This window comes from Sphingorhabdus sp. EL138, from assembly GCF_945862485.1.
Lineage (GTDB): Bacteria > Pseudomonadota > Alphaproteobacteria > Sphingomonadales > Sphingomonadaceae > Sphingorhabdus_B.
Map to the genome: position 1 here is coordinate 48060 of NZ_CAMAYF010000003.1, position 20118 is coordinate 68177.

The 20118-nt window shown below is 56.3% G+C and carries 20 protein-coding genes and 1 tRNA gene; 10 read left to right on the forward strand and 11 right to left on the reverse strand.

The window, feature by feature from the left end; genetic code table 11:
* Positions 1 to 53: 53 nt before the first annotated feature.
* Positions 54 to 581, reverse strand: coding sequence for a hypothetical protein (locus Q0O33_RS02210; RefSeq protein ID WP_295495456.1), 528 nt, complete (start codon positions 579 to 581; stop codon positions 54 to 56).
* 49 nt (positions 582 to 630) lie between these two features.
* On the opposite strand from Q0O33_RS02210, the gene Q0O33_RS02215 reads away from it, so the two are divergent.
* Positions 631 to 1371: a TlyA family RNA methyltransferase gene (locus Q0O33_RS02215; protein WP_295495460.1), complete on the forward strand. Its 741-nt coding sequence runs from the start codon at positions 631 to 633 to the stop codon at positions 1369 to 1371.
* A gap of 27 nt (positions 1372 to 1398) precedes the next feature.
* On the opposite strand, the gene Q0O33_RS02220 is transcribed toward Q0O33_RS02215, so the two are convergent.
* The 4 genes from Q0O33_RS02220 to Q0O33_RS02235 all read right to left on the reverse strand — a co-directional run bounded on the left by Q0O33_RS02220 (position 1399) and on the right by Q0O33_RS02235 (position 6342).
* Positions 1399 to 3210, reverse strand: a complete 1812-nt coding sequence (locus Q0O33_RS02220) for an AMP-dependent synthetase/ligase (protein ID WP_295495463.1) — start codon at positions 3208 to 3210, stop codon at positions 1399 to 1401.
* 94 nt (positions 3211 to 3304) lie between these two features.
* The gene (gene ggt / locus Q0O33_RS02225) at positions 3305 to 5050 is read right to left on the reverse strand and encodes a gamma-glutamyltransferase (RefSeq protein ID WP_295495465.1); all 1746 of its coding nucleotides are present in this window, start codon (positions 5048 to 5050) and stop codon (positions 3305 to 3307) included.
* Positions 5051 to 5094: 44 nt separating this feature from the next.
* Positions 5095 to 6132, reverse strand: coding sequence for a quinone-dependent dihydroorotate dehydrogenase (locus Q0O33_RS02230; RefSeq protein ID WP_295495469.1), 1038 nt, complete (start codon positions 6130 to 6132; stop codon positions 5095 to 5097).
* A gap of 45 nt (positions 6133 to 6177) precedes the next feature.
* Complete coding sequence (locus Q0O33_RS02235; protein ID WP_295495472.1) at positions 6178 to 6342, reverse strand: hypothetical protein; 165 nt, start codon at positions 6340 to 6342, stop codon at positions 6178 to 6180.
* A 109-nt stretch (positions 6343 to 6451) separates the two neighbouring features.
* Between Q0O33_RS02235 and Q0O33_RS02240 the strand changes: the two genes are divergently transcribed.
* Positions 6452 to 6526, forward strand: a tRNA-Thr gene (locus tag Q0O33_RS02240).
* An 87-nt stretch (positions 6527 to 6613) separates the two neighbouring features.
* Here the strand turns inward: Q0O33_RS02240 and crtI are convergent.
* The 3 genes from crtI to Q0O33_RS02255 all read right to left on the reverse strand — a co-directional run bounded on the left by crtI (position 6614) and on the right by Q0O33_RS02255 (position 9584).
* Entirely contained in the window at positions 6614 to 8227 is a 1614-nt protein-coding gene (gene crtI / locus Q0O33_RS02245) for a phytoene desaturase family protein (RefSeq protein ID WP_295495475.1), read from the reverse strand.
* 83 nt (positions 8228 to 8310) lie between these two features.
* The gene (locus tag Q0O33_RS02250) at positions 8311 to 9306 is read right to left on the reverse strand and encodes a M20/M25/M40 family metallo-hydrolase (protein ID WP_295495477.1); all 996 of its coding nucleotides are present in this window, start codon (positions 9304 to 9306) and stop codon (positions 8311 to 8313) included.
* 17 nt (positions 9307 to 9323) lie between these two features.
* The gene (locus tag Q0O33_RS02255; protein ID WP_295495482.1) at positions 9324 to 9584 is read right to left on the reverse strand and encodes a hypothetical protein; all 261 of its coding nucleotides are present in this window, start codon (positions 9582 to 9584) and stop codon (positions 9324 to 9326) included.
* A 210-nt stretch (positions 9585 to 9794) separates the two neighbouring features.
* Here Q0O33_RS02255 and Q0O33_RS02260 point away from each other — a divergent pair, with 210 nt between their 5' ends.
* Together Q0O33_RS02260 and Q0O33_RS02265 are read left to right on the forward strand one after the other, a co-directional pair.
* On the forward strand, positions 9795 to 10811 hold the full coding sequence (locus Q0O33_RS02260) for a beta-eliminating lyase-related protein (RefSeq protein WP_295495485.1): 1017 nt from the start codon (positions 9795 to 9797) through the stop codon (positions 10809 to 10811).
* A gap of 2 nt (positions 10812 to 10813) precedes the next feature.
* On the forward strand, positions 10814 to 11740 hold the full coding sequence (locus tag Q0O33_RS02265; protein WP_295495488.1) for an EamA family transporter: 927 nt from the start codon (positions 10814 to 10816) through the stop codon (positions 11738 to 11740).
* Here Q0O33_RS02265 and Q0O33_RS02270 read toward each other — a convergent pair.
* Positions 11650 to 12498 (reverse strand): SDR family oxidoreductase, encoded by an 849-nt coding sequence (locus Q0O33_RS02270; RefSeq protein ID WP_295495490.1) that lies wholly within the window; start codon positions 12496 to 12498, stop codon positions 11650 to 11652. The genes Q0O33_RS02265 and Q0O33_RS02270 overlap by 91 nt on opposite strands.
* 90 nt (positions 12499 to 12588) lie before the next feature.
* On the opposite strand from Q0O33_RS02270, the gene pgeF reads away from it, so the two are divergent.
* Together pgeF and Q0O33_RS02280 are read left to right on the forward strand one after the other, a co-directional pair.
* The gene (pgeF, locus tag Q0O33_RS02275) at positions 12589 to 13353 is read left to right on the forward strand and encodes a peptidoglycan editing factor PgeF (protein WP_295495492.1); all 765 of its coding nucleotides are present in this window, start codon (positions 12589 to 12591) and stop codon (positions 13351 to 13353) included.
* Entirely contained in the window at positions 13350 to 14759 is a 1410-nt protein-coding gene (locus tag Q0O33_RS02280; protein WP_295495494.1) for a DASS family sodium-coupled anion symporter, read from the forward strand. Before pgeF ends, Q0O33_RS02280 begins: the two co-directional genes overlap by 4 nt.
* 7 nt (positions 14760 to 14766) lie before the next feature.
* On the opposite strand, the gene Q0O33_RS02285 is transcribed toward Q0O33_RS02280, so the two are convergent.
* Positions 14767 to 15468, reverse strand: coding sequence for an HAD-IB family hydrolase (locus Q0O33_RS02285; RefSeq protein WP_295495496.1), 702 nt, complete (start codon positions 15466 to 15468; stop codon positions 14767 to 14769).
* Positions 15469 to 15543: 75 nt separating this feature from the next.
* Here Q0O33_RS02285 and Q0O33_RS02290 point away from each other — a divergent pair, with 75 nt between their 5' ends.
* From Q0O33_RS02290 to Q0O33_RS02305, 4 genes are read left to right on the forward strand one after another with little or no spacing between them, the layout of a single operon-like run.
* Positions 15544 to 16653: an ABC transporter permease gene (locus Q0O33_RS02290; RefSeq protein ID WP_295495731.1), complete on the forward strand. Its 1110-nt coding sequence runs from the start codon at positions 15544 to 15546 to the stop codon at positions 16651 to 16653.
* A gap of 3 nt (positions 16654 to 16656) precedes the next feature.
* Positions 16657 to 17478, forward strand: coding sequence for an ABC transporter ATP-binding protein (locus tag Q0O33_RS02295; protein WP_295495498.1), 822 nt, complete (start codon positions 16657 to 16659; stop codon positions 17476 to 17478).
* A gap of 9 nt (positions 17479 to 17487) precedes the next feature.
* Entirely contained in the window at positions 17488 to 18468 is a 981-nt protein-coding gene (locus Q0O33_RS02300; RefSeq protein WP_295495500.1) for an MlaD family protein, read from the forward strand.
* On the forward strand, positions 18465 to 19061 hold the full coding sequence (locus Q0O33_RS02305; RefSeq protein WP_295495502.1) for an ABC-type transport auxiliary lipoprotein family protein: 597 nt from the start codon (positions 18465 to 18467) through the stop codon (positions 19059 to 19061). Before Q0O33_RS02300 ends, Q0O33_RS02305 begins: the two co-directional genes overlap by 4 nt.
* On the opposite strand, the gene Q0O33_RS02310 is transcribed toward Q0O33_RS02305, so the two are convergent.
* Positions 19058 to 20116: an SAM-dependent methyltransferase gene (locus Q0O33_RS02310; RefSeq protein ID WP_295495504.1), complete on the reverse strand. Its 1059-nt coding sequence runs from the start codon at positions 20114 to 20116 to the stop codon at positions 19058 to 19060. The genes Q0O33_RS02305 and Q0O33_RS02310 overlap by 4 nt on opposite strands.
* Positions 20117 to 20118 lie beyond the last annotated feature (2 nt).

The window sequence follows — 20118 nt, forward strand, 5'->3', positions numbered from 1 at the left end:
ATTTTTTTTCTGCCAAAAGTCGTCATTCTGCGCTGCAATAAATCGCGCCGTGATTATCCCCGGCAATCTTCAATTATGCGCGTGATTTCGGCCCATGATGGCAGGATGACGGGTTGCTGCCCTTCCATTTCAACCAACACGCGGCCCCGACTAAAGGCCATGGCATCTAAGATGGGATCAGTGGTTGCGATGTCGGCCACCAGATAGGCCGGATTTGCATCACGTGCCATTGCTGCCAAGGTTTTTGTCATGGATGAGGTGCGGATAATCATAGGCCCACCCAGTGCAGCTGCTTCACGCGATATTGTGACGCGGCGGTTCTCTGCATCGCAGCGAAAGTTGATGGTCGGGTTACGTCCCGGCGCCCCAAACTGCGCAACCGAAGTGCGGCCATCGCGGCGGTAAGTCCAATTGCCAGGCGTAAAGGGCCAGTCATTCCAATCACCCGTCAATCGCGGCGGTGGCGGCGCAGCAGCCACAGGCGGCGGCGCTGCCAGTATCTTTGGCGCGGGTGGGATCGGCGGCGCAACGCACGCAGCGAGGCCCAAAACGGCGAAGAAGGTCAGGTAACGCGTTTGCATAGCTTTGTCTTATGGCCAAATCGTCCACGCTGCGCTAGCGCGTTGCGGCATGGCGACCAAAAAAATACGATTAGATCAAATCATCCTTGATCGCGGCCTTGCCGAAAGCAAAACCCGCGCCCAGGCGCTGGTTATGGCGGGCGTTGTCTTTATTGGCGATGTTAAGGCGCAAAAGCCCGGACAGCAAATCGCCGAAGATGCCGAGATCAGCGTGCGGGGCAGCGACCATCCTTGGGTATCGCGCGGCGGCATTAAACTTGCACATGCGCTTGAGGCGTTCGCTATTAATGTCACCAACAATATTGCCATCGATGTGGGGTCCTCGACGGGCGGCTTTACAGATGTGCTACTAACCCATGGCGCAACACGCGTATACGCCGTCGATAGCGGCACAAACCAGCTAGCGTGGAAGCTACGCCAAGACCCGCGCGTCATTGTTCATGAACAAACAAGCGCGCGCATCTTGACCGACGCCCACATACATGAGCCGGTCGACCTTATCGTGTGTGACGCGAGCTTCATTGGCTTGGCCAAGGTGCTTGAGCGGCCCTTATCCTTCGCCAAGAGCAAGGCGCAGCTCATCGCGCTCATTAAGCCGCAATTTGAAGCAGGCCGCGAAGAAGTAGGCAAAGGCGGTGTTGTCCGGGACGCAGACGTGCACACACGCGTCTGTGACGAAGTAAGAGCATGGCTCGTCAGCCAAAATTGGGCCGTGCTCGGCCTAACCACCAGTCCGATTACCGGGCCGCAAGGCAATGTCGAATTTCTAATATGGGCGCAAAACGCTTAGCCCCCATATCCCCGTCACAACGCCTCTTTAATCCTTGTACATGCCATTAACGCGCACCGCGTAACGCTCACGAATGACATGACGCCGAATTTTCATGCTGGGTGTCATCTCGCCATTCTCGATGGAAAAGGGTTCATCCGCAAATTCGAACTGCCGCACTTTTTCGGTGACCGATACATCCGCATTGACGCGATCCACAGCCGCACGCACAGCGGCGCGGAATTGTGGATTGGCTTGCAGGTCGGCAAAGTCATATTTCATGTCTTGCGCCTGCGCCCATTCCAACGCCCATTCGGGATCTGGCACGATGAGGCCAACGACATATGGCCTTTTGTCGCCTGATACCATCGCCTGCAATATCTCGGGCTGCAACGTGAGCATGCCCTCAATCTTTTGCGGCGCGATATTGTCGCCCTTGTCGTTGACGATCAGGTCTTTCTTGCGGTCGGTAATGGCAATGCGGCCAGCGTCATCAATATGGCCGATGTCGCCCGTGTGCAGCCAACCATCAATGAGAACGCGATCGGTTTCGGCCTGATTGCGCCAATATCCCTTCATCACCAAAGGTCCGCGCACCAATATCTCGCCATCTTCGGCGATTTTGACCTCCGTGTTTTTCAACGGCGGACCAACCGTGTCCATTTTGATACCTGCGCTGGGCCGGTTGCAACTGATGACAGGGCCGGACTCGGTCTGGCCATAGCCTTGCAGCAGCGTAATCCCCAAGGATTGGAAGAACACCCCGATATCAGGGTTCAGCGGTGCGCCACCGGACACCATTGCCTTCATCCGGCCGCCAAAACGCGCCTGGATTTTTGGCTTAATCGTGCGCGATAAAATCAACCGCATCGGCGCATCGACGAGACGCTTGCGCCCAGAATAATCGCGTTCTCCGATGGTCAGCGCCTTATCGAGCAGATAATTGGGCAGCTTGCCCTGCTTTTCGACAGTCTTGATCATCCGTTGGCGTAGCACTTCAAAAAGACGCGGGACCACCACCATGACCGTTGGTCGCGTTTCTTCAATGTTAGAGGCCAGTTTCTCTAGCCCTTCGGCATAATAAATTTGCGCACCCACGCCGATCGGCAGGAATTGCCCACCGCTATGTTCATAGGCATGCGACAAAGGCAGGAACGACAAGAAAACTTCTTCCTCGTCCAGGCCAAAATCTTCCCGCAGGACGGCCGCTGCGCCGTCGGCGTTATGCAAAATCGCCCCATGATGCTGCATCACGCCGCGGGGTGCCCCGCCAGTGCCGCTGGTGTAGATAATACACGCCAAATCATCGCGCGTAACACTCGCCATTGCCGCTTCACTGGCGCGCACGTCTGAATCCGTGCCTTTGACCATGTCGGCCCAGTGATGCATCGATAACTGGCCCTTTTGCATCGCTGGCTGGGGGTCAATCGCAATGATGAATTCCGCCTGCGATGACCGCAGAGCCGCTGGCGTCAATGTCTTGGCAAGCTTGGCCGTGGATACGATGACGGCGCGCGCGTCGCTATTGTCCAAGATATGCTGATGATCTCGTTCGGTGTTGGTGACATAGGTCGGCACGGTCACGCAACCTGCTGCCATGATACCCAAATCGGCGATGCACCATTCGGGCCGGTTTTCCGACACCAGCATGACCCGGTCGCCCTTTTGCAGCCCCAGTTGACGCAGCGATTTTGCAAAGCCCGCCACTTGCCGCGCAGCATCCGACCAGCTGATTGAATGCCAATCCCCGTCATGCTTTGCCCATAAAAATGGCGCGTTGCCGCGGTGACGCGCACGCGCGAAAAACATGGTTACAAGATTGGGGAAGCTGTCAAAGTCGTCAAACTGTTCAGCAGCCATATATGCTCTCCTGCACGTTTCCAGCCATGTGTTAACCTGTTTTGTTATCCTATTTGCGGTAGCGCCACTCGCAATTTGGTGCAATGCGCGTCTTTTATCCGACGCTGGGCAACGGCACTTCCGCGGCGGCGGGGGGCCGGATAATCGTAACCTGACCCTTTGCATCTATGGTCGCCGATGTCCCTTCGCTCCGTGGATCTGCGGCACCTGTCCAAGCGCCGTTGAGATATTGCGCGCCATTCACCTTCGACCCGAGGTCAGACACAATAGCCTTCTGCCCGAATGCAGAAATCTGCTCCGCCATTGCGGCGAGTGGCGTGTCTTGTTCCAATGCCAACTGGCCACCTGCAAAATAAATATTTGGCAACGCTATCGCTTGATCAAGCGGCAAGCCGAAATCAATCACGCCAATCAGCGTTTTGGTCACATGCATGATGATCCGCTTACCACCGGCCGAACCCAGCGTCAGTACCGCCCTACCATTGCGGTCAAAAACCATCGTCGGCGACATGGAGGACAAAGGTCGCTTTCCGCCGGCCACCCGATTTGCCACAGGCGCACCGTCCTTTTCAGGGGCGAAGGTAAAGTCCGTGAGTTCATTGTTTAAAAAGAATCCGCCTGCGACGAGCTGGCTGCCAAAAGGACCTTCAATTGTGGACGTCATATTGGCGATGTTGCCGTTTGCGTCGACCGCCGTGAAATGCGTCGTGCCCGCAACTTCGCTCGAAATCGCGGCTGTGCGCGGCGCGGCACCGGGTGGTTTACCGGCGGGATAGTCGCTACGCGCTTTTTCCGGATCAATCAGCGCTGAGCGCTCCTGTATATATTCGGGGTTCAAAAGCCCAGCGACCGGCACATCGACAAAAGCATCATCCGCCAGATATTTTTCGCGGTCCGCATAAGCCAACTGCATCGCTTGGCCAATTAGGTACCAGCTTTTGGGGCTGTCCTTGCCCGTTGCAGCCAAATCAAAACGCTGTAACGTGCCCAAAATCTGAAGCACGGTGGTTGCGCCCGACGAAGGCGGCGCCATGCCGCACACGACATAGACTCGGTAGGGCGCGCATACCGCCTGCTGCTCTTTGGCACGATATTGCGCGAGATCGGTCATCGTCATGTCACCAGGGCTGAGCTTGCTGGTGGTCACAGCCTGTACAATCTGGCTTGCGACGGTCCCTGTATAAAAAGCGTCAGGCCCTTTTTTTGCCAGCAGCTTCAACGTGGCCGCAAGTTTGGGATTTTTGAGCGTTGTGCCTGCCTTTACTGGCTTGCCATCGCGCCAATATATCGCCCGCGCTTCATCGAAATTCGGCCATAGCCTTTCTATACCCTGCAACCGTGATTCAAGCGTTTTGTTTACAATGAAGCCTTTGTCCGAAAGGCGGATCGCAGGCTTAAACACGGTCGCCCATGGTAACTTGCCCCATTTTTGGTGGGCTTGCGCCATCAGCTGTATATTGCCCGGCACACCGACCGAATGCCCACCTTGAAACGCCGCGAGAAAGCCGAGTGGTTTGCCATCGGGTCCAACAAAACGGTCCGCCTTCGCCGCCGCGGGCGCAGTTTCGCGTCCATTTATTGTGGTCAACACGCCCTTCGCGCTATCTTGATACAGCAAGAATCCACCACCGCCGATACCGCTCGATTGCGGTTCGACCACCGTGAGGGCAAGCATCATCGCCATCGCCGCATCAGCGGCCGAGCCGCCTTGGCGCAGCATTTCAATCCCTGCTTCAGTGACACGAGGATCCGCAGAAGACGTTACGCCGACATTTTCGGCAGATGCCGCTTGGGTGAAAAGGAGGGCGGACGCGGTAAACGCGAGCAATGATTTTTTCATGCACGCAACTTAGCCGCCTTGGGAGGATAAAGCCAAGCGCAGATTTAACCGTCGACGCCAATCGCCTTGGCTATGTTGGTAAAGCCATCGGCCTGCAAAAGGCGCGCAAGCTGCTTGTTGATCCTGCGCGCGAGTCCTGGCCCTTGATATACCAAAGCGCTATAAATTTGCACCAAAGACGCCCCAGCGCGGATGCGGGCATAGGCGTCCTGTGCCGACGCAATGCCGCCCACGCCAATCAGCGGCATCAGCCTACCGCTTGCCTTGCGGAAGTCGATTATGCGCTGCTGCGCCATATCGCGCAAAGGAGCCCCGGATAAACCGCCTGCTTCTACCGCATGCCGTGATACCAACTCGGGGCGCGATATCGTCGTGTTCGACACAATCAACGCTGCAATGCCCCGTGCCATGGCAACGCCGACAATATCATCAATGTCCGCAGGCTGCAGATCAGGGGCAACTTTCAAGAATACAGGCGTGTCCCGCGTCCGCGCCGCCATGACCTGCGCGAGCAAATCGTCCAGCGCGGCCTTGTCCTGCAAGGCGCGAAGGCCCGGCGTATTGGGCGAGCTAATGTTGACGGTCAAATAATCGGCCAGCGCCTCCATATTGCGCACGCCAATGACATAATCCGCCACACGGTCGGCGCTGTCCTTATTGGCCCCAATGTTGATACCAATTGGGCCAGTGCGTGCCTGTTCAGGAATATTCTGCAGCAGCGCACTGGCCGCCTGCTGCCCTGCATTGTTAAAGCCCATGCGGTTGATGACAGCCTCGTCCTCAACCAAGCGAAACAGCCGCGGCTTGGGATTGCCTTCTTGCGGCAACGGGGTCAGCGTCCCCACCTCGGTAAAGCCAAAACCCAATTTTAGGATTTCGACCGGAACCTCGGCATTTTTGTCATAGCCAGGTGCAAGGCCGACAGGGTTAGCAAAGTGCAAACCCGCAAATGTCTGGGCAAGGATAGGACTATCCGAACCAAGCGGCGGAATCGGCATGAACGTTAGCGCGGTCAGCGACAGATTATGTGCGGTCTCGGCATCAGCCTTGAACAAAAGGGGGCGTGCGAACTGGTACAACATGACTGGGTCTATTCACGACTATCACGCTAGGTGCAACGACGATAGTCATGCCTTGGGGCGGATTTTCTCCGGTAAAGGCGTTGCCGCATTGTCTTCGGCTGCGGCAACTGGCGGCTTTGCCTTGCGTCGACGCAAATTGGCCCGCAGGGCTTCGCGCAGCCGCTCTGCCTTGATCCGCTCTTTATCCTCTGCATCTTTTGCCAATGCCATTCTCCTGTGCGTGCTATCGCCCTGTCCGCGCGATGCCAAATGGCAAGGCGGCGCGCAAGCCGCTTGACATTAAGCCCCAGCCTTCGCATAGGGCCGCACCTTCGGTATTGCTGCTGTAGCTCAGTGGTAGAGCGCGTCATTGGTAATGACGAGGTCGGGAGTTCAATCCTCCCCAGCAGCACCAGAATGTCTTCCATATACCGGACAATTTCCGATCATTGGCTTCCGGTGATAATTACCCGGCAATGTCTGTCACTTGGTATCGCCTATTTTACCGCTGACTTGGCACGCCATTGACGATGGATTCATCCACGCTCAGGTCGCGGGCGATTTCGCGGGCGGTCATTTTGGCGGACATCATTACGGACGGCGTGCCACCGCCGGGCTGCGTCCCTTGACCGACCAGATAGAGATTGTGCACATCTTCCGATTTATTATGCGGACGGAAGAAAGCGGTTTGGATTAGGACAGGTTCGACGCCAAACCCATTGCCCAGATAAGACCCCAAGGTTTCCGCAAAATAATCGGGCGTGATGAAGCTCATATGTTTCAACCGCGCGGCAAGATCGGGGATATAGCCGCGCTCTTCCAAGAAGGTCAGCACCCGCGCGCTGAGCTTTGGCCCTTCGACATCCCAGTCGATGCCGCTGGCGTTATTGGGCACGGGGATAAGCGTATAGGCCGCATGATGCCCCGCAGGTGCCAAGCTTGGGTCTGTCAGCGTCGGAATATGCAGATATTGCGAGAAGTCCGGGCTCATCACCTTTTTCTCGAAAATCTCATCCAGCAACGCTTCGTAGCGCGGGCCCAATATGATGTTATGATGGCGCAAATCTGGGTCATTGTCGCGGCATTCATAGCCGAAATAAATCACCATGAGCGACATGGATTGCTTACGGAATTTCACCAAAGCATCACGGTTAATGCGCCGATGCGCCTTATCGACCAGCTTAAGATAAGTGGTGGCATAATCGGCATTCGACACCACAACATCGGCAATTATCGCCTCACCGCTTGCCAGCTCGACGCCTTTGGCAACGCCATCTTCCACTAATATGCGCTGCACGGGTGCATTCAGCCGCAACCGGCCGGCCATATCTTCATATTTTTTGACTAAACCAGCCACCAAAGCGCCCGTGCCGCCCTTGGCATAATGAATGCCCCAGGTTTTTTCGACAAAATGGATCATCGCATAAATTGCCGGCACCTTCATGGGGTTGCCGCCAACAAGTAAGGGTTCAAAACTGAACACCTGACGCATTTTGTCGGATTTGAAATATTTGCTGACCATGCCGAACAGCGACCGCACCGCGCCAAGCTTCAGCAAATCGGGCACCACGCGTAGCATCGAGCCAAGGCTGCCGAAATAAGTATAGCCCAATGTCAAAAAGCCGCGTTTAAAAATCGCGCGGGCTTGTTCGTGAAAGGCTTCATATCCTGCAAGATCCTCCGGCGCCAAGCGCTGGATCTGCGTCCGCGTGCTGACAGGATCACCGTCATAATCAAAATATGTGCCGTCGTCAAAATAGATGCGGTAGAACGGAAGAATTGGCACTATCTCGACATATTTGCTGGTATTCGGCCCGCCCGAAATGCCTTCACGCACGCGGTTATCTTCGTCCAAAACATGGGCTGGAAAGTCGGGCTCTCCCAGCATGGCATGGTCTTGCTGCAGGCTAAACAATTCCTCGATGAAATGCGGTACGGTCAAAACCGTTGGCCCCATATCAAAGACAAAGCCATCGGCCTTGCGGACATAAGCGCGGCCGCCAGGGGCGTCCAACGCCTCCAATATCTCGGTGTCAAAGCCAAGGCTTTGTAACCGCATGGCGCATGCTATGCCGCCAATACCTGCACCAATGACAACTGCTTTACGTCGCAACATTCCGGATTACCCCTAATTGCCTCGCTGCTACTGCCTAAAGCGCCGCGCAACAACCTAGATGTTATCCTAGGTTATGCGGGGGGCTATGGCATATCCGCCAAGGTCAATAACATCAGCAATCCTGTCGACATGCCCTTGACGCTTTGCGCTTTTTCGACGTCAATCCATTCGTCGAGCGCGTGCGCGCGGCCGCCACTGCCGCCCGATCCGATGGTTATGGCAGGCACGCTTAAGCTCATGGGCAAATTGGAATCGGTCGAAGACGCGGACAATTGCGGCGTCATACCTTTGGCGCGAATGGCCGCCGCCGCAATTTGCGTAATCGCGGCACTTTGCGCCGTCATCCCCGCTGGCCGGTCACCAATCAGCTTCGTTTCCGCGACAATCTTACCCTCTCTAACCGCGCGGGCATTGTTTTCAGCATTTACGCTGTCCTGCACGATCGACAAAAACCGTTGCTCGATTTTGGTCAGCTCCGCCGGACTTTCGGACCGGAAATCAAATTCCATAAACACTTCATTGGGAATGGAGTTTACCGACGTGCCGCCACCTGTGACCGACGCCGCATAGGTGGTTTTCGGGGAAGCCGGCACGGGTATTTTATATAATTCAGTAACCGTCTGGCCCATCGCCACCATGGGGTTCACCAGACCAAAGGCGCCATAGCTATGGCCGCCCGGCCCCTTATAGCTAACCCGGTACCGCCGCGATCCCACGCCGCCATTGACCACGCGTTCGGGGTCAGTGCCGTCCATCGACACAAAGGCTTTCACCCGATCTTTATATTTGCCCTTGGTGAGCAGATAACGCACACCGCGCAAGTCGCCCGGCCCCTCTTCGCCCACATTGCCGACAAACAATATATCGGTCCGCGGACGGACATTCTTGTCCTTCATCGCCCGTGCATAGGCCAAAAGGACGGCAAGGCTTCGTGTGTCATCGCCAATGCCCGGCGCATATAATCGGGTGCCGTCCCGGCGCACCTTCAACGGCGTGCCTTCGGGAAAGACCGTATCAAGATGCGCCGCAAGGACGAGCACTGGCCCACCTGCTGGGCCCGACCCGCGATATAGGCCCATCGCATTACCCTCGGTATCTATTTCAAAATCTGACGCCCTGCCGCGAGCAACATGTCGTGATAGGCCTTGGCCCGCTCAGCCTCTTTGAACGGCGGCGCGGGAATTTCGACGAGGGTGATAATCTCATCCACGATACGGTCATGTTCGGAATCAAGCTGCTGCACCAAAGCATTATAACGTGCGCTTTGCGCCACCTTCTGCACCACATCATCGCCTTTCGCAGGCGTCATCGTTGCGCCTAAAGAAGCGATTATCAGCAAACCGGCGGTCAATGGCATATGGGGCATCCTTATCGTTTATGGCATATCCCAACACCTTGGCCGCGGTGTCGCAATTTGTCCATCATGGCGCGTGTGGAAATGTGTAAGATAGCCGTTCAGCAAAAATGCCGTCGCACCAGCGCAGGCTGTTGAGGTGGGAATACTATATACCGCTCCCCTCCCCTTACCCCCTTGACGCCGCACGGGGTTTCCCGCCATGCGCTGCCCATGCGTTTCTTTTCCGACAATGCCGCCCCGGTGCATCCCGCTGTCATGCAAGCCATGGCCGATGCCAACCATATCGACACCGCTTATGACGGGGACCAATATAGCGCGCGGTTGGATGCGGCGTTTTCCGAACTTTTTGGCCGCGATGCCGCGGTTCTGTGGGTAGCGACGGGCACCAGCGCCAACTGCCTTGCGCTTGCCTCCATGGTGCAACCGCATCAGGGCGTTATTTGCCATAGTGAGGCACATATTGAGGTAGATGAATGCGGCGCGCCGGGTTTCTACACCGCTGGCGCGAAATTGATGTTGGTCGAAGGCGACGGGGCGAAGATAACGCCCGCGACCGTCTCCTCCACGCTCGACGCCATTCGCAAGGATGTGCATCAGGTGCAGGCCGCCGCGGTGTCGATCACCAACGCCACCGAATATGGCATGGTCTACACCCCAGCCGAGGTCGCGGCTTTGGGGGCCTTGTGCCGCGAACGCGGGCTTGGCCTGCATATGGACGGCGCGCGATTTGCCAATGCGGTGGCGCATCTGGGCTGCACGCCCGCCGATGTCACGGTGAACGCAGGCGTCGATATTTTAAGCTTCGGCTTTGTCAAAAATGGCGGCATGGGCGCGGAGGCCTTGGTCTATTTTGATCCCGCTCTGGCTGATGCTGCGCGCTATCGCCGCAAACGGGCGGGGCATTTGCAGTCGAAGGGCCGGTTCCTTGCCGTGCAATTGCTCGCCATGCTGAAGGATGATCTATGGCTGCACAATGCGCGGTCCGCCAATGCGGCAGCGATGGTCATTGCGCAGGCCGCGGGTGAACGCTTGTTATACCCTGTGCAAGCCAATGAGCTGTTCCTGCGCCTCACGCCCGCCGAAGCGGCGGCGTTACGGGCGCAGGGTTTTGACTTTTACGATTGGGGCGTGATCGACGATGTCTGGGGTGCGGCGCGGTTGGTAACCAGTTGGCAACATACAGAAACCGATGTGGCCCCATTGGCCCGCGCGATAGAGGCCTTATGAGCATGTCCGAAACGCAGCGCACCGAGGAACCCGGTTTTCTGACGCCACGGGTATGGATACCCTTCATGGTGACATCATTGATCTGGGGTTCGACTTGGCTGGTGATCCGCGACCAATTGGGCACTGTGCCCGCAACATGGTCGGTGACCTATCGTTTCATCGTGGCGGCAATCGGCACGTTCATCCTCGCGCTGGTGATGCGGCAATCGCTGAAAATTGACCGGTCGATGGTCGGTTGGACGATGTTGCTTGGCCTGCTGCAATTCGGGTTGAACTTTAACTTTGTCTATACGGCTGAACATTATGTGACGTCCGGTCTTGTCGCGGTGGTGTTCGCTTTGTTGATTGTGCCCAATGCATTGTTGGCCAAATATTGGTTGGGGCGGCCCATAAGCGGGGCGTTCAAATGGGGCTCTGTCATTGCCAGCCTTGGGGTGGGGCTATTGATGTTGCAGGAATATCGCGCTGCGCCAATGGGCGGGGCAGATGTCCTGCTTGGGCTAACTTTGGTCTTATGTGCGGTGACGACGGCGTCTGTGTCTAACGTGCTGCAAGTCACACCAAAGATCGCGCGTTTTCCAACGATCACGATATTGGCATGGTCGATGTTTTGGGGCAGCATTGGCAATAGCATTTTTGCTTTCATCACGGCGGGTCCGCCTGTGATTGACATGCGCCCGGGCTATATCGGCGGTGTCCTATATCTCAGCATCATTGGAACGGTTGTCACCTTCCCGCTCTATTTCCGCCTGATCCGTGACATTGGCCCTGGCAAGGCGGCCTATACGGGCGTGATCATTCCCGTGGTCGCGATGATCCTGTCGACGATATTCGAAGGCTATGTCTGGTCAATGCTGGCGCTAGCGGGCGGCGGGTTGGCTATGCTGGGCTTGGTCGTCGCCATGCAGGCACCTAAGCCCAGCCGGTAATTGGCATATCGCAGCGTCCAGTTGAGCAGCCGTTTCGCCTTATCATTCGCGACGCGGCGGTTTTCGGCATAAAATCCGCGCGCCATAAGCGATAGGCCAGCCTCCGCAATGGATTGCAATGGCGGCCAATCGCGGTGCAGCAGGTCGCACGCATATGTGATGACATCATTTTGCGGCGCGGGCATGTCATCAGCGATATTGTAAACGCCCGCCCGACCATCAAAGGCGGCAATGACCGCACCGACAATGTCATCAACATGCACGCGGCTGAAAATCTGATCCGGCATATCGATGCGGTGCGCCTTGCCCTCCACTACCCGCTCCAGCGCCGATCTGCCCGGGCCGTAAATGCCGGGTAAACGGAAAACATGCACATCGTCGCGCAAGGCTTGCCACGCAAGGTCAGCTTCGGCCCGTGCGGTGCGTCGCCCGCTGCCCACGGCTGCGCTTTCATCAACCCATGCACCGCCGGTATCACCATAGACTCCGGTGGAGGAAAGATAGCCAATCCATGTGGGCCTGCGCGCCGCAATCGCCGCGCCATATTTTTGTAGCACCGGATCGCCGCCCTCGGCCATGGGTGGCACGCTCGACAATAAATGCGTTGCGGTCTCCAGCGCCGTCAGGACCGCCGCTTGATCGTCAAAGGCAATGGCTTCACCATCGCTCATCCGCCTTGTGCCCGTCACCAGCCAACCATCGGCGCGCAAAGTGTCGGCAAGGCGGGTGGCGGTGTAGCCCATTCCAAATATAAGCATATGTCGCTGCATATATTCTGGTTCGCAATCTAATGGCTTGCCGTCAAGCGCGGCAGTTGCGAATAGAGGCGAAGGGAGGACATGCAAGGCATGGCAGTTGAGGTAATCCAATCAGGCGTGCTGGGCAACGTCGCCCATGGTTTCCTCGGACGAAAGGGCGGCGTGTCGACGGGGATCTATGCCGGCCTAAACGTCGGGCTGGGCTCTGAAGATGCGCGGGAATCCGTCATTGCAAATCGGCTACTCGGCGTGCAGTCGGTTCTGCCTGGTGCGATGCTTGCCCGCGTCCATCAGTTTCATTCTGCCGATGTTGTGCAGGTCGACAATGCCATTTCGCAAGATGACCCACCACACGGCGACGCTATGGTGACCGACCAACCCAATGTGCTTTTGGGTATTGTGACCGCCGATTGCGTGCCTGTCCTGTTTGCCGATGTTGAGGCAGGCGTGATCGGCGCGGCCCATGCAGGTTGGAAAGGCGCGATAAGTGGCGTGCTGGAAAACACCATCGCCTTTATGGAAAAATTGGGCGCGCAGGCGGGTCGCATAAGCTGCGCCATTGGCCCCTGCATTGCACAGAAAAGCTATGAAGTAGATGAAGGCTTTTTCCGCAATTTCATGGAACACGCCGCGTCCAACGAACGCTTCTTCGCCGATGGCAAAGCCGGCCATTATCAATTTGATATCGAAGGCTATGTCGCGGCACGATTGGCGGCGGCGGGTATCCGGACGGTCGAATGTCTGGGCGAAGACACCTATAGCCAGCCGGATCGTTTCTTCAGCTACCGGCGCAGTTGCCATTTGGGCGAACCCGGATATGGCCGCCAACTCTCGCTGATTGGCCTGCGCCCATGACGGCAGAAAAAATAGGCTTTTGGGGCGGACTAATTGTCTTCGCCGTCATGCTGTTTTTGCCCGCACCTGCGGGGATGGAACCCTCCGCATGGCATGTTTCCGCGCTCACCATCTTGATGGCAACATGGTGGATGACGCAAGCCTTGCCGCTGACGGTCACCGCATTTCTGCCGTTTTTAGCGCTGCCGTTAATGAACATTATGACCGCGCCGGATGTCGCGAAGGAATATTATTCGCCTATCCTGTTCCTTATTCTTGGCGGCGCGTTTTTGGCGCTCACCATTGAACGTACGGGCATGCACCGCCGCGTCGCCCTCGCCATATTGGGAAAATCTGGACATAGCGTCACGGGCCTCATGATCGCGTTCATGGGTTCAACCGCATTGCTCAGCATGGTGATGTCCAACACCTCCATCGCGCTGATCATGGTGCCGATCGCGATCGCGGTGCTGGCAGCTGGCGGAACCAAGCCCGGAGAAACCGACGGAATAGCAGGCGCGCTTATCATGGGCGTAGCCTTTGCCGCGTCGATTGGCGGGCTTGGGACGCTTGTCGGGTCGCCAACCAACGCGATTGCAGCGGCGCTCGTGGAAAAGCAATTGGGTATCCAGATCAGCTTTTTGACATGGATGCTCTATGGCCTGCCCGTCGTGATTATCGGCGTGCCTTTATGCGCGTTCATCCTGATGCGCGTGCAGAATGTCACTGCTGGTAGTTTCGACGTGGATGCCGCGCGCGCGTCAATTGGCAAGGCACAGCCCATGTCCGTGGCGGAAAAACGGCTCATTCCAATATTTCTCTTGGTCATCGGCTTATGGATTGGGCAACCTGTGTTGGAACCGCTATTGCCCAAGGGCGGGATAACCGATGGCAGCATTGCAATTGCGGGGTCGTTTTTATTATTCCTGATACCCGATGGTACAGGGCGTCCCTTGCTGACATGGCAGGAGGCAGACAGAGCCCCGTGGGGCGTCATCATGATGTTTGGGGGTGGTCTGGCGCTCGCGGCTGGTATCACACAGTCCGGGCTCGCTGCGTGGCTTGGAGAGGCGCTGGAGCCATTATCGGTGGTGCATCCCGTCATCATTGCGCTAGCGCTGACCGCTTTGGTCATTTTGATCACCGAATTTGCTAGCAATGTCGCGACTGCCAGTGGTGTGCTGCCTGTGGTGGCTGGCCTTGTGGCCGCAACGGGCGCTGACCCATGGTTGATGGCGATGGCGGCATCCATGGCGGCAAGCTGGGGCTTTATGATGCCGTCAGGCACAGGACCGAATGCCATTGCATGGGCCAGCGGGCATATTGCCTTGCCCAAAATGGTAAAGGCCGGATTTTTTCTCGACCTTGCGGGCATTCCTCTGATTGTGGGGGCGGTCTGGCTCGTGGGTGCGCTAGCGGTGCTATAGCTTAGGATCAGGTTTTCGCGACGCGCCAGTCGAGTATCGGCCAGCCCTTGGCCCCCGCCAATCGCGCAAGCGGGCCATGCGGGTTGGTGGCGAAGGGCTCGTCGGCATAACCAAGCAATGGCGCGTCGGATACATGGTCCGAATAAGCCCGGATGTGGCAAGTGGCGCGGTCAAAGCCGTGTCGTTCCATCCACCGCTTCACTAGCTCCAGCTTTGCCGCGTCATAGCAATTATGCCCGTCAATCCGCGCCAGTACATGGCCGCTGCTGTCGGTCGATAGGTCTGTTGCAATGACATCATCAAAGCCCAGCCTTTTGGCAATCGCCTCCACATATAAACGATAAGAGGCAGTTGCCATGACATGACGATAACCCGCCGCTTTCTCCTCGGCCACGCGTGCTAGCAATTGCGGATAGACGTTTTTGCCAACAACCAGATCCGCATGGCTTTCCACATATTTGGCAAAATGCGTCTTTGGTACGCGTCTGCCGATCAGCAGAATTTGTGAAAACTGCTTCAGCCGCGCCCGGTCCCAGATCTTCAGCGCATATAGGGCCAAACCAACTGGCAAAAATGGTGCAAGCAACAATCGCCACGGTGCCTTGTTAAACGCCATATGCAGAAGAAACCCATTATAGGTGGCACGTCGTGTAACGGTCTTGTCCATATCATATATGGCCAGCAGGGTCGGTTTGGGCTTAGTCATCATAACCTTAAAGGCATAACTTTACCTAAGAAGTCTACAGGCTTGTGATAGTCCCCATAATAGGCCAATTATATGGCCATGGCTAACTCTGCCGAATTCACTGTTGAAGATCTCCCCAGCGGGCAAGTTCTCCGGCTGTCCGGTACCTTCGCCATTGGATCAATTGGTGATGTAGACCGCAGTTTGCGGGAGATTAGCGCTTCTGTCTCTGAAATCGACATTTCCGGCATCACGCATATGGACACCGTCGGTGCTTGGCTCGTCCACCGCACAGCTAAGGAACATAATGCAAAGATTACCGGTAGCGCACATGACGCAAGTCGCTTGATTGATGCCGTTAGCGGTGTGGATCAAGCCGAAGCTATCCCCAAACCACCTATTTCGTCGCTGTATCACTTTTTGGCCGAAGTTGGCGGCGGTGTTGTCGTCGGTATAACAACTTTTTTGCAATTCCTTGGCTTTGTCGGACAAGTGGTCAAAGCATTCTTCACTTTGTTGATGAACCCGCGCCGCTTTCGCTGGCACGCGGTTGTTCAACATTTCGATATGGTTGGTGTGCGCGCCTTGGGCATTGTTGGCCTGATGAGCTTCCTCATCGGCATTGTCATTGCGCAGCAAGGCGCGGTGCAATTGCGCCAATTTGGCGCGGAGGTATTTACGATCAACCTGATCGGGCGACTCACGTTTCGTGAACTGGGCATATTGATGACCGCAATCATGGTCGCGGGCCGGTCCGGATCTGCCTTTGCCGCACAGATTGGGACGATGAAGATTACCGAGGAAATTGACGCGATGCGCACGATTGGCGTTGTCCCCGTCGAAGCATTGGTCGTGCCGCGCGTGATTGCGGCGGTGGTGATGATGCCATTGCTGGGCATTTTCGCCTCATTAATGTCCATCATCGGCGGCGGGTTATTGTGCTGGATTGTTCTGGATATCCCGCCGGCTACATTTGTGCAGCGACTGCGCGAAGTAACGCCTATGACCGATTTTTGGATTGGCATGATCAAAGCCCCGGTCTTTGGCGCAATCATCGCGATGGCCGGCTGTTTCCAGGGGATGCAGGTCAAAGGCAATGCCGAGCAAGTTGGCCTCAAGACCACCGCTGCCGTCGTGCAGGCCATTTTTCTTGTCATCGTCCTCGACGCATTTTTCGCAGTGTTCTTTAGTGAAATTGGTTGGGATTAAGTGATGAACCCACCCAACATCATTTCCGTGACGGGCCTGTGCAATAGCTTTGGCGACCAAGTCATCCATCAAGATCTCGATATTGAAGTACGCCGTGGCGAGATATTGGGCGTCGTTGGCGGTTCGGGAACGGGTAAATCCGTACTGATGCGATCAATTATCGGCCTGCAACAACCAGATTCAGGGGAAATCCGCGTCTTTGACGAAGGCATGATTGGTAAGGAGGAAGACGAAGCAACCGATGTCCGTCGGCGCTGGGGTGTCTTGTTTCAGGGTGGCGCATTGTTTTCGACCTTAACTGTTGCGGAAAATGTGCAAGTGCCCTTGCGCGAATTTTACCCGGATTTTAGCAAAGAACTGCTGGACGAAATCGCACGCTACAAAATCTTCTTAAGCGGCCTTCCACCAGAAGCTGCGCATAAATATCCATCTGAGTTATCGGGCGGCATGCGTAAGCGTGCGGGTGTAGCGCGGGCATTGGCGATGGATCCGGAATTGTTATTTCTGGATGAGCCAACCGCTGGGCTTGATCCCATCGGCGCTGCCAAATTCGACAGTTTAACACGTGATTTGAAAGAGACACTTGGCCTCACGGTTTTTTTGATTACGCATGACCTGGATACGCTTTATTCCATTTGTGACCGCGTGGCCGTTTTGGCCGATCGGAAAGTGATAGCCATAGGCGCGATTGAAGAATTGCTGGCCATCGATCACCCGTGGGTCAACGAGTATTTCAGCGGCCCACGGGGTCGCGCGGCACGGCGCGGTCACAGCGACCAAGGCGAATCCGCACATGCAAAGACACAGCGGCTAGAAAGGTCATAAGGCAGTACGATGGAAACCAAATCCAACTATGTGATGGTGGGTGCTGTCACGCTTCTCCTTCTGGCGCTGCTGGCGGCCTTTACCGTTTGGCTGTCGCGGACCAGCGATGGCGACAAGAAAGAATATGACATATTCTTTCAGCAATCGGTCAATGGCTTGGCCAAGGGCTCCGGCGTGTCCTTCTCCGGCGTTCCGGTGGGTCAGATAGAGAGCATCGAATTATGGGAACCCGATCCGGAGTTCGTTCGGGTGCGCATCAGTATCAAGGATACGGTGCCCATTCTTTTGGGTACGACCGCAACGATCAACGGCGTCGGCTTTACCGGTGTCTCGGAAATTCAGCTGGATGGCGCGGTCAAAGGCGCACCTGCACTGGCTTGCCCTAAGGTGAATCCACAAAGCGCATGTCCAACCGGCGTACCCGTCATTCCCACAAAGCCCGGCGCTTTAGGCGAACTGCTCAACAACGCGCCTTTGCTTTTGGAGCGGCTATCGACGTTGACCGAGCGACTGACCAACATATTGTCCGACAAGAATGAGCAATCCATCGAACAAATTTTGGACAATGTGGAGAGCCTTTCGGGAACATTAGCAACGCAAGGTCCGGACTTACGTGCGGCGATACAGGAATCACGCATTACCTTGCAAAAAGCAGGCCTGGCCGCGGATGAAATCACCAAAATGGCAGGCACGACTAATAAGCTACTCGACAGCGAAGGCCGCCCGATGCTGGATGAATTACGCAAAACACTGCGGTCCGCAAATGGGAGTCTGGCTGCGTTGGAAACGACCTTAAACAACGCTAACCCGGCGATTGAAACTTTAAATACGCAGACTTTGCCCGAGGTCACGCAACTGGCACGCGACTTGAGAGACGTGTCGGTATCGTTAAAGTCGGTGACAGAGAAAGTGGACCAAGGCGGCATCGGTAGCGTCGTCGGCGCCCCCGCCTTACCCGATTATAAACCCGGCAGCAGGAACCCAAAATGATGTTCAGCAAAATCTCCGGCCCGCGGCTATGTGCCTTACCGCTCATCATGGCCCTTGGCGCGTGCGTCAGCTTCGGCGGCAAGGCACCAGCCTCCATGCTGGTCCTGACAGCCGACAATGTCGTAGCTGCCGGAACTGCCCGAACAGCGTCTGTGGCCGACGCCTTGGTTATCCAGATACCGCAAGTCCCGCCCAAGCTGGATACCAATCGTGTGCCGGTCCAAATTGACGCCAGCAACATTGCTTATTTGAAAGAGGCATTTTGGGCGGATAAGCCCGCTCGCTTGATGCAGATGTTGGTCGCTGAAACTGTGTCGGCGAAAAGCGGCAATCTTGTCCTCAATGAAGTGGACGCGGGCGGCAAGGCGGTGCGCTATATATCGGGCAGCCTGCTAGAATTCGGCATTGATGCCGAAACGAGCGAGGCCGTTGTGGTCTATGACGTGGTCAAAATCATCCGCGGCAGCGCCACGGAAAAGCGCCGCTTTGAGGCGCGCCGGCCCGTAACCGCGATTGCGCCAGCTCCGGCGGGTGCAGCTTTAAATGCCGCCGCAAATGATGTTGCGGGTCAGATCGCCGACTGGGCGGGCTAAAGACCGAACCCCTGCGGCTGCGGCCAACCTTGGGCATAAGCGGCCAAGACCTTGAATAAGGCCCCCATGGCGTCCGGCGCGACCAGCCGGTTATGTGCGGCGGCGATTTCTGCGGCCCTGCCAGGATTCGACGCCACCAAATGCTGCGCCCGCTGGTCAATACCAAGACCAGAGAGCCATGCGCCTTGGTCCTTGGGTCCGGCTACCAAAAGACCATATTTTTTCGCACACTTCGACAATTCAGAAAAATCAACGTGCGCCGTCAAATCAACTTGGCCTGGATTAGGGAAGGGGTCGGCATATGTGTGGCCTTGAACTGCTTGCAAAGTGTTGCCCAACGCAGGCTGTGTATAGCCATAGTCGATGATCAACATCACCCCGCCTTGCTTTGCGAGCCTAGCCGAAAGCTGCTGCATGATCGAAGATGCATCCGGGCAGATTTCATAAATACTACCCATGGCAGCAGAACGAAATTGTTCGGGGATGAGGTCATCGGTCGCAGTAGCGCCGGGCATTGCGGCAAAACCCGCCTCCTTATTCCACACAACGACCCGCTCCCGCCAGCCGGCTTGTGTTGAAACCATCTGCCGAACCGGCAGTGCATCAAAAAACTCATTTGCCACGAGGAACAAAGGCGCATCGGTCGGGAGGCTTTCCAGAGTGTCATGGAACATAGCCTCCGGCACTGCCTGTAACTGCTTGGCGCGCAATGCGGGGCTGTTTTCAACGAAATGCACCGAAGGCGTCCAACCAAAACGCTGCATTGTGCGCAGCGCGTCTGCTGCCAACGTCCCACGGCCAGGGCCAAGCTCCACATAATGGCAGCGAGCGGGGCGATGGCGCAGCCATAGATCGCTCAACCAAATACCCACCATCTCGCCAAACATCTGGCTGATTTCGGGCGCAGTGATGAAATCCCCTTCTACGCCCAGCGGGTCAGCGCGCCCATAATATGCGGTGTTGGCCACACGCATATATTCGGCAACACTGATAGGTCCTGATGCCTCTATCTTTTGCCTGAGGCGGACGGATACTTCCTCACTGTCAGACGACACTG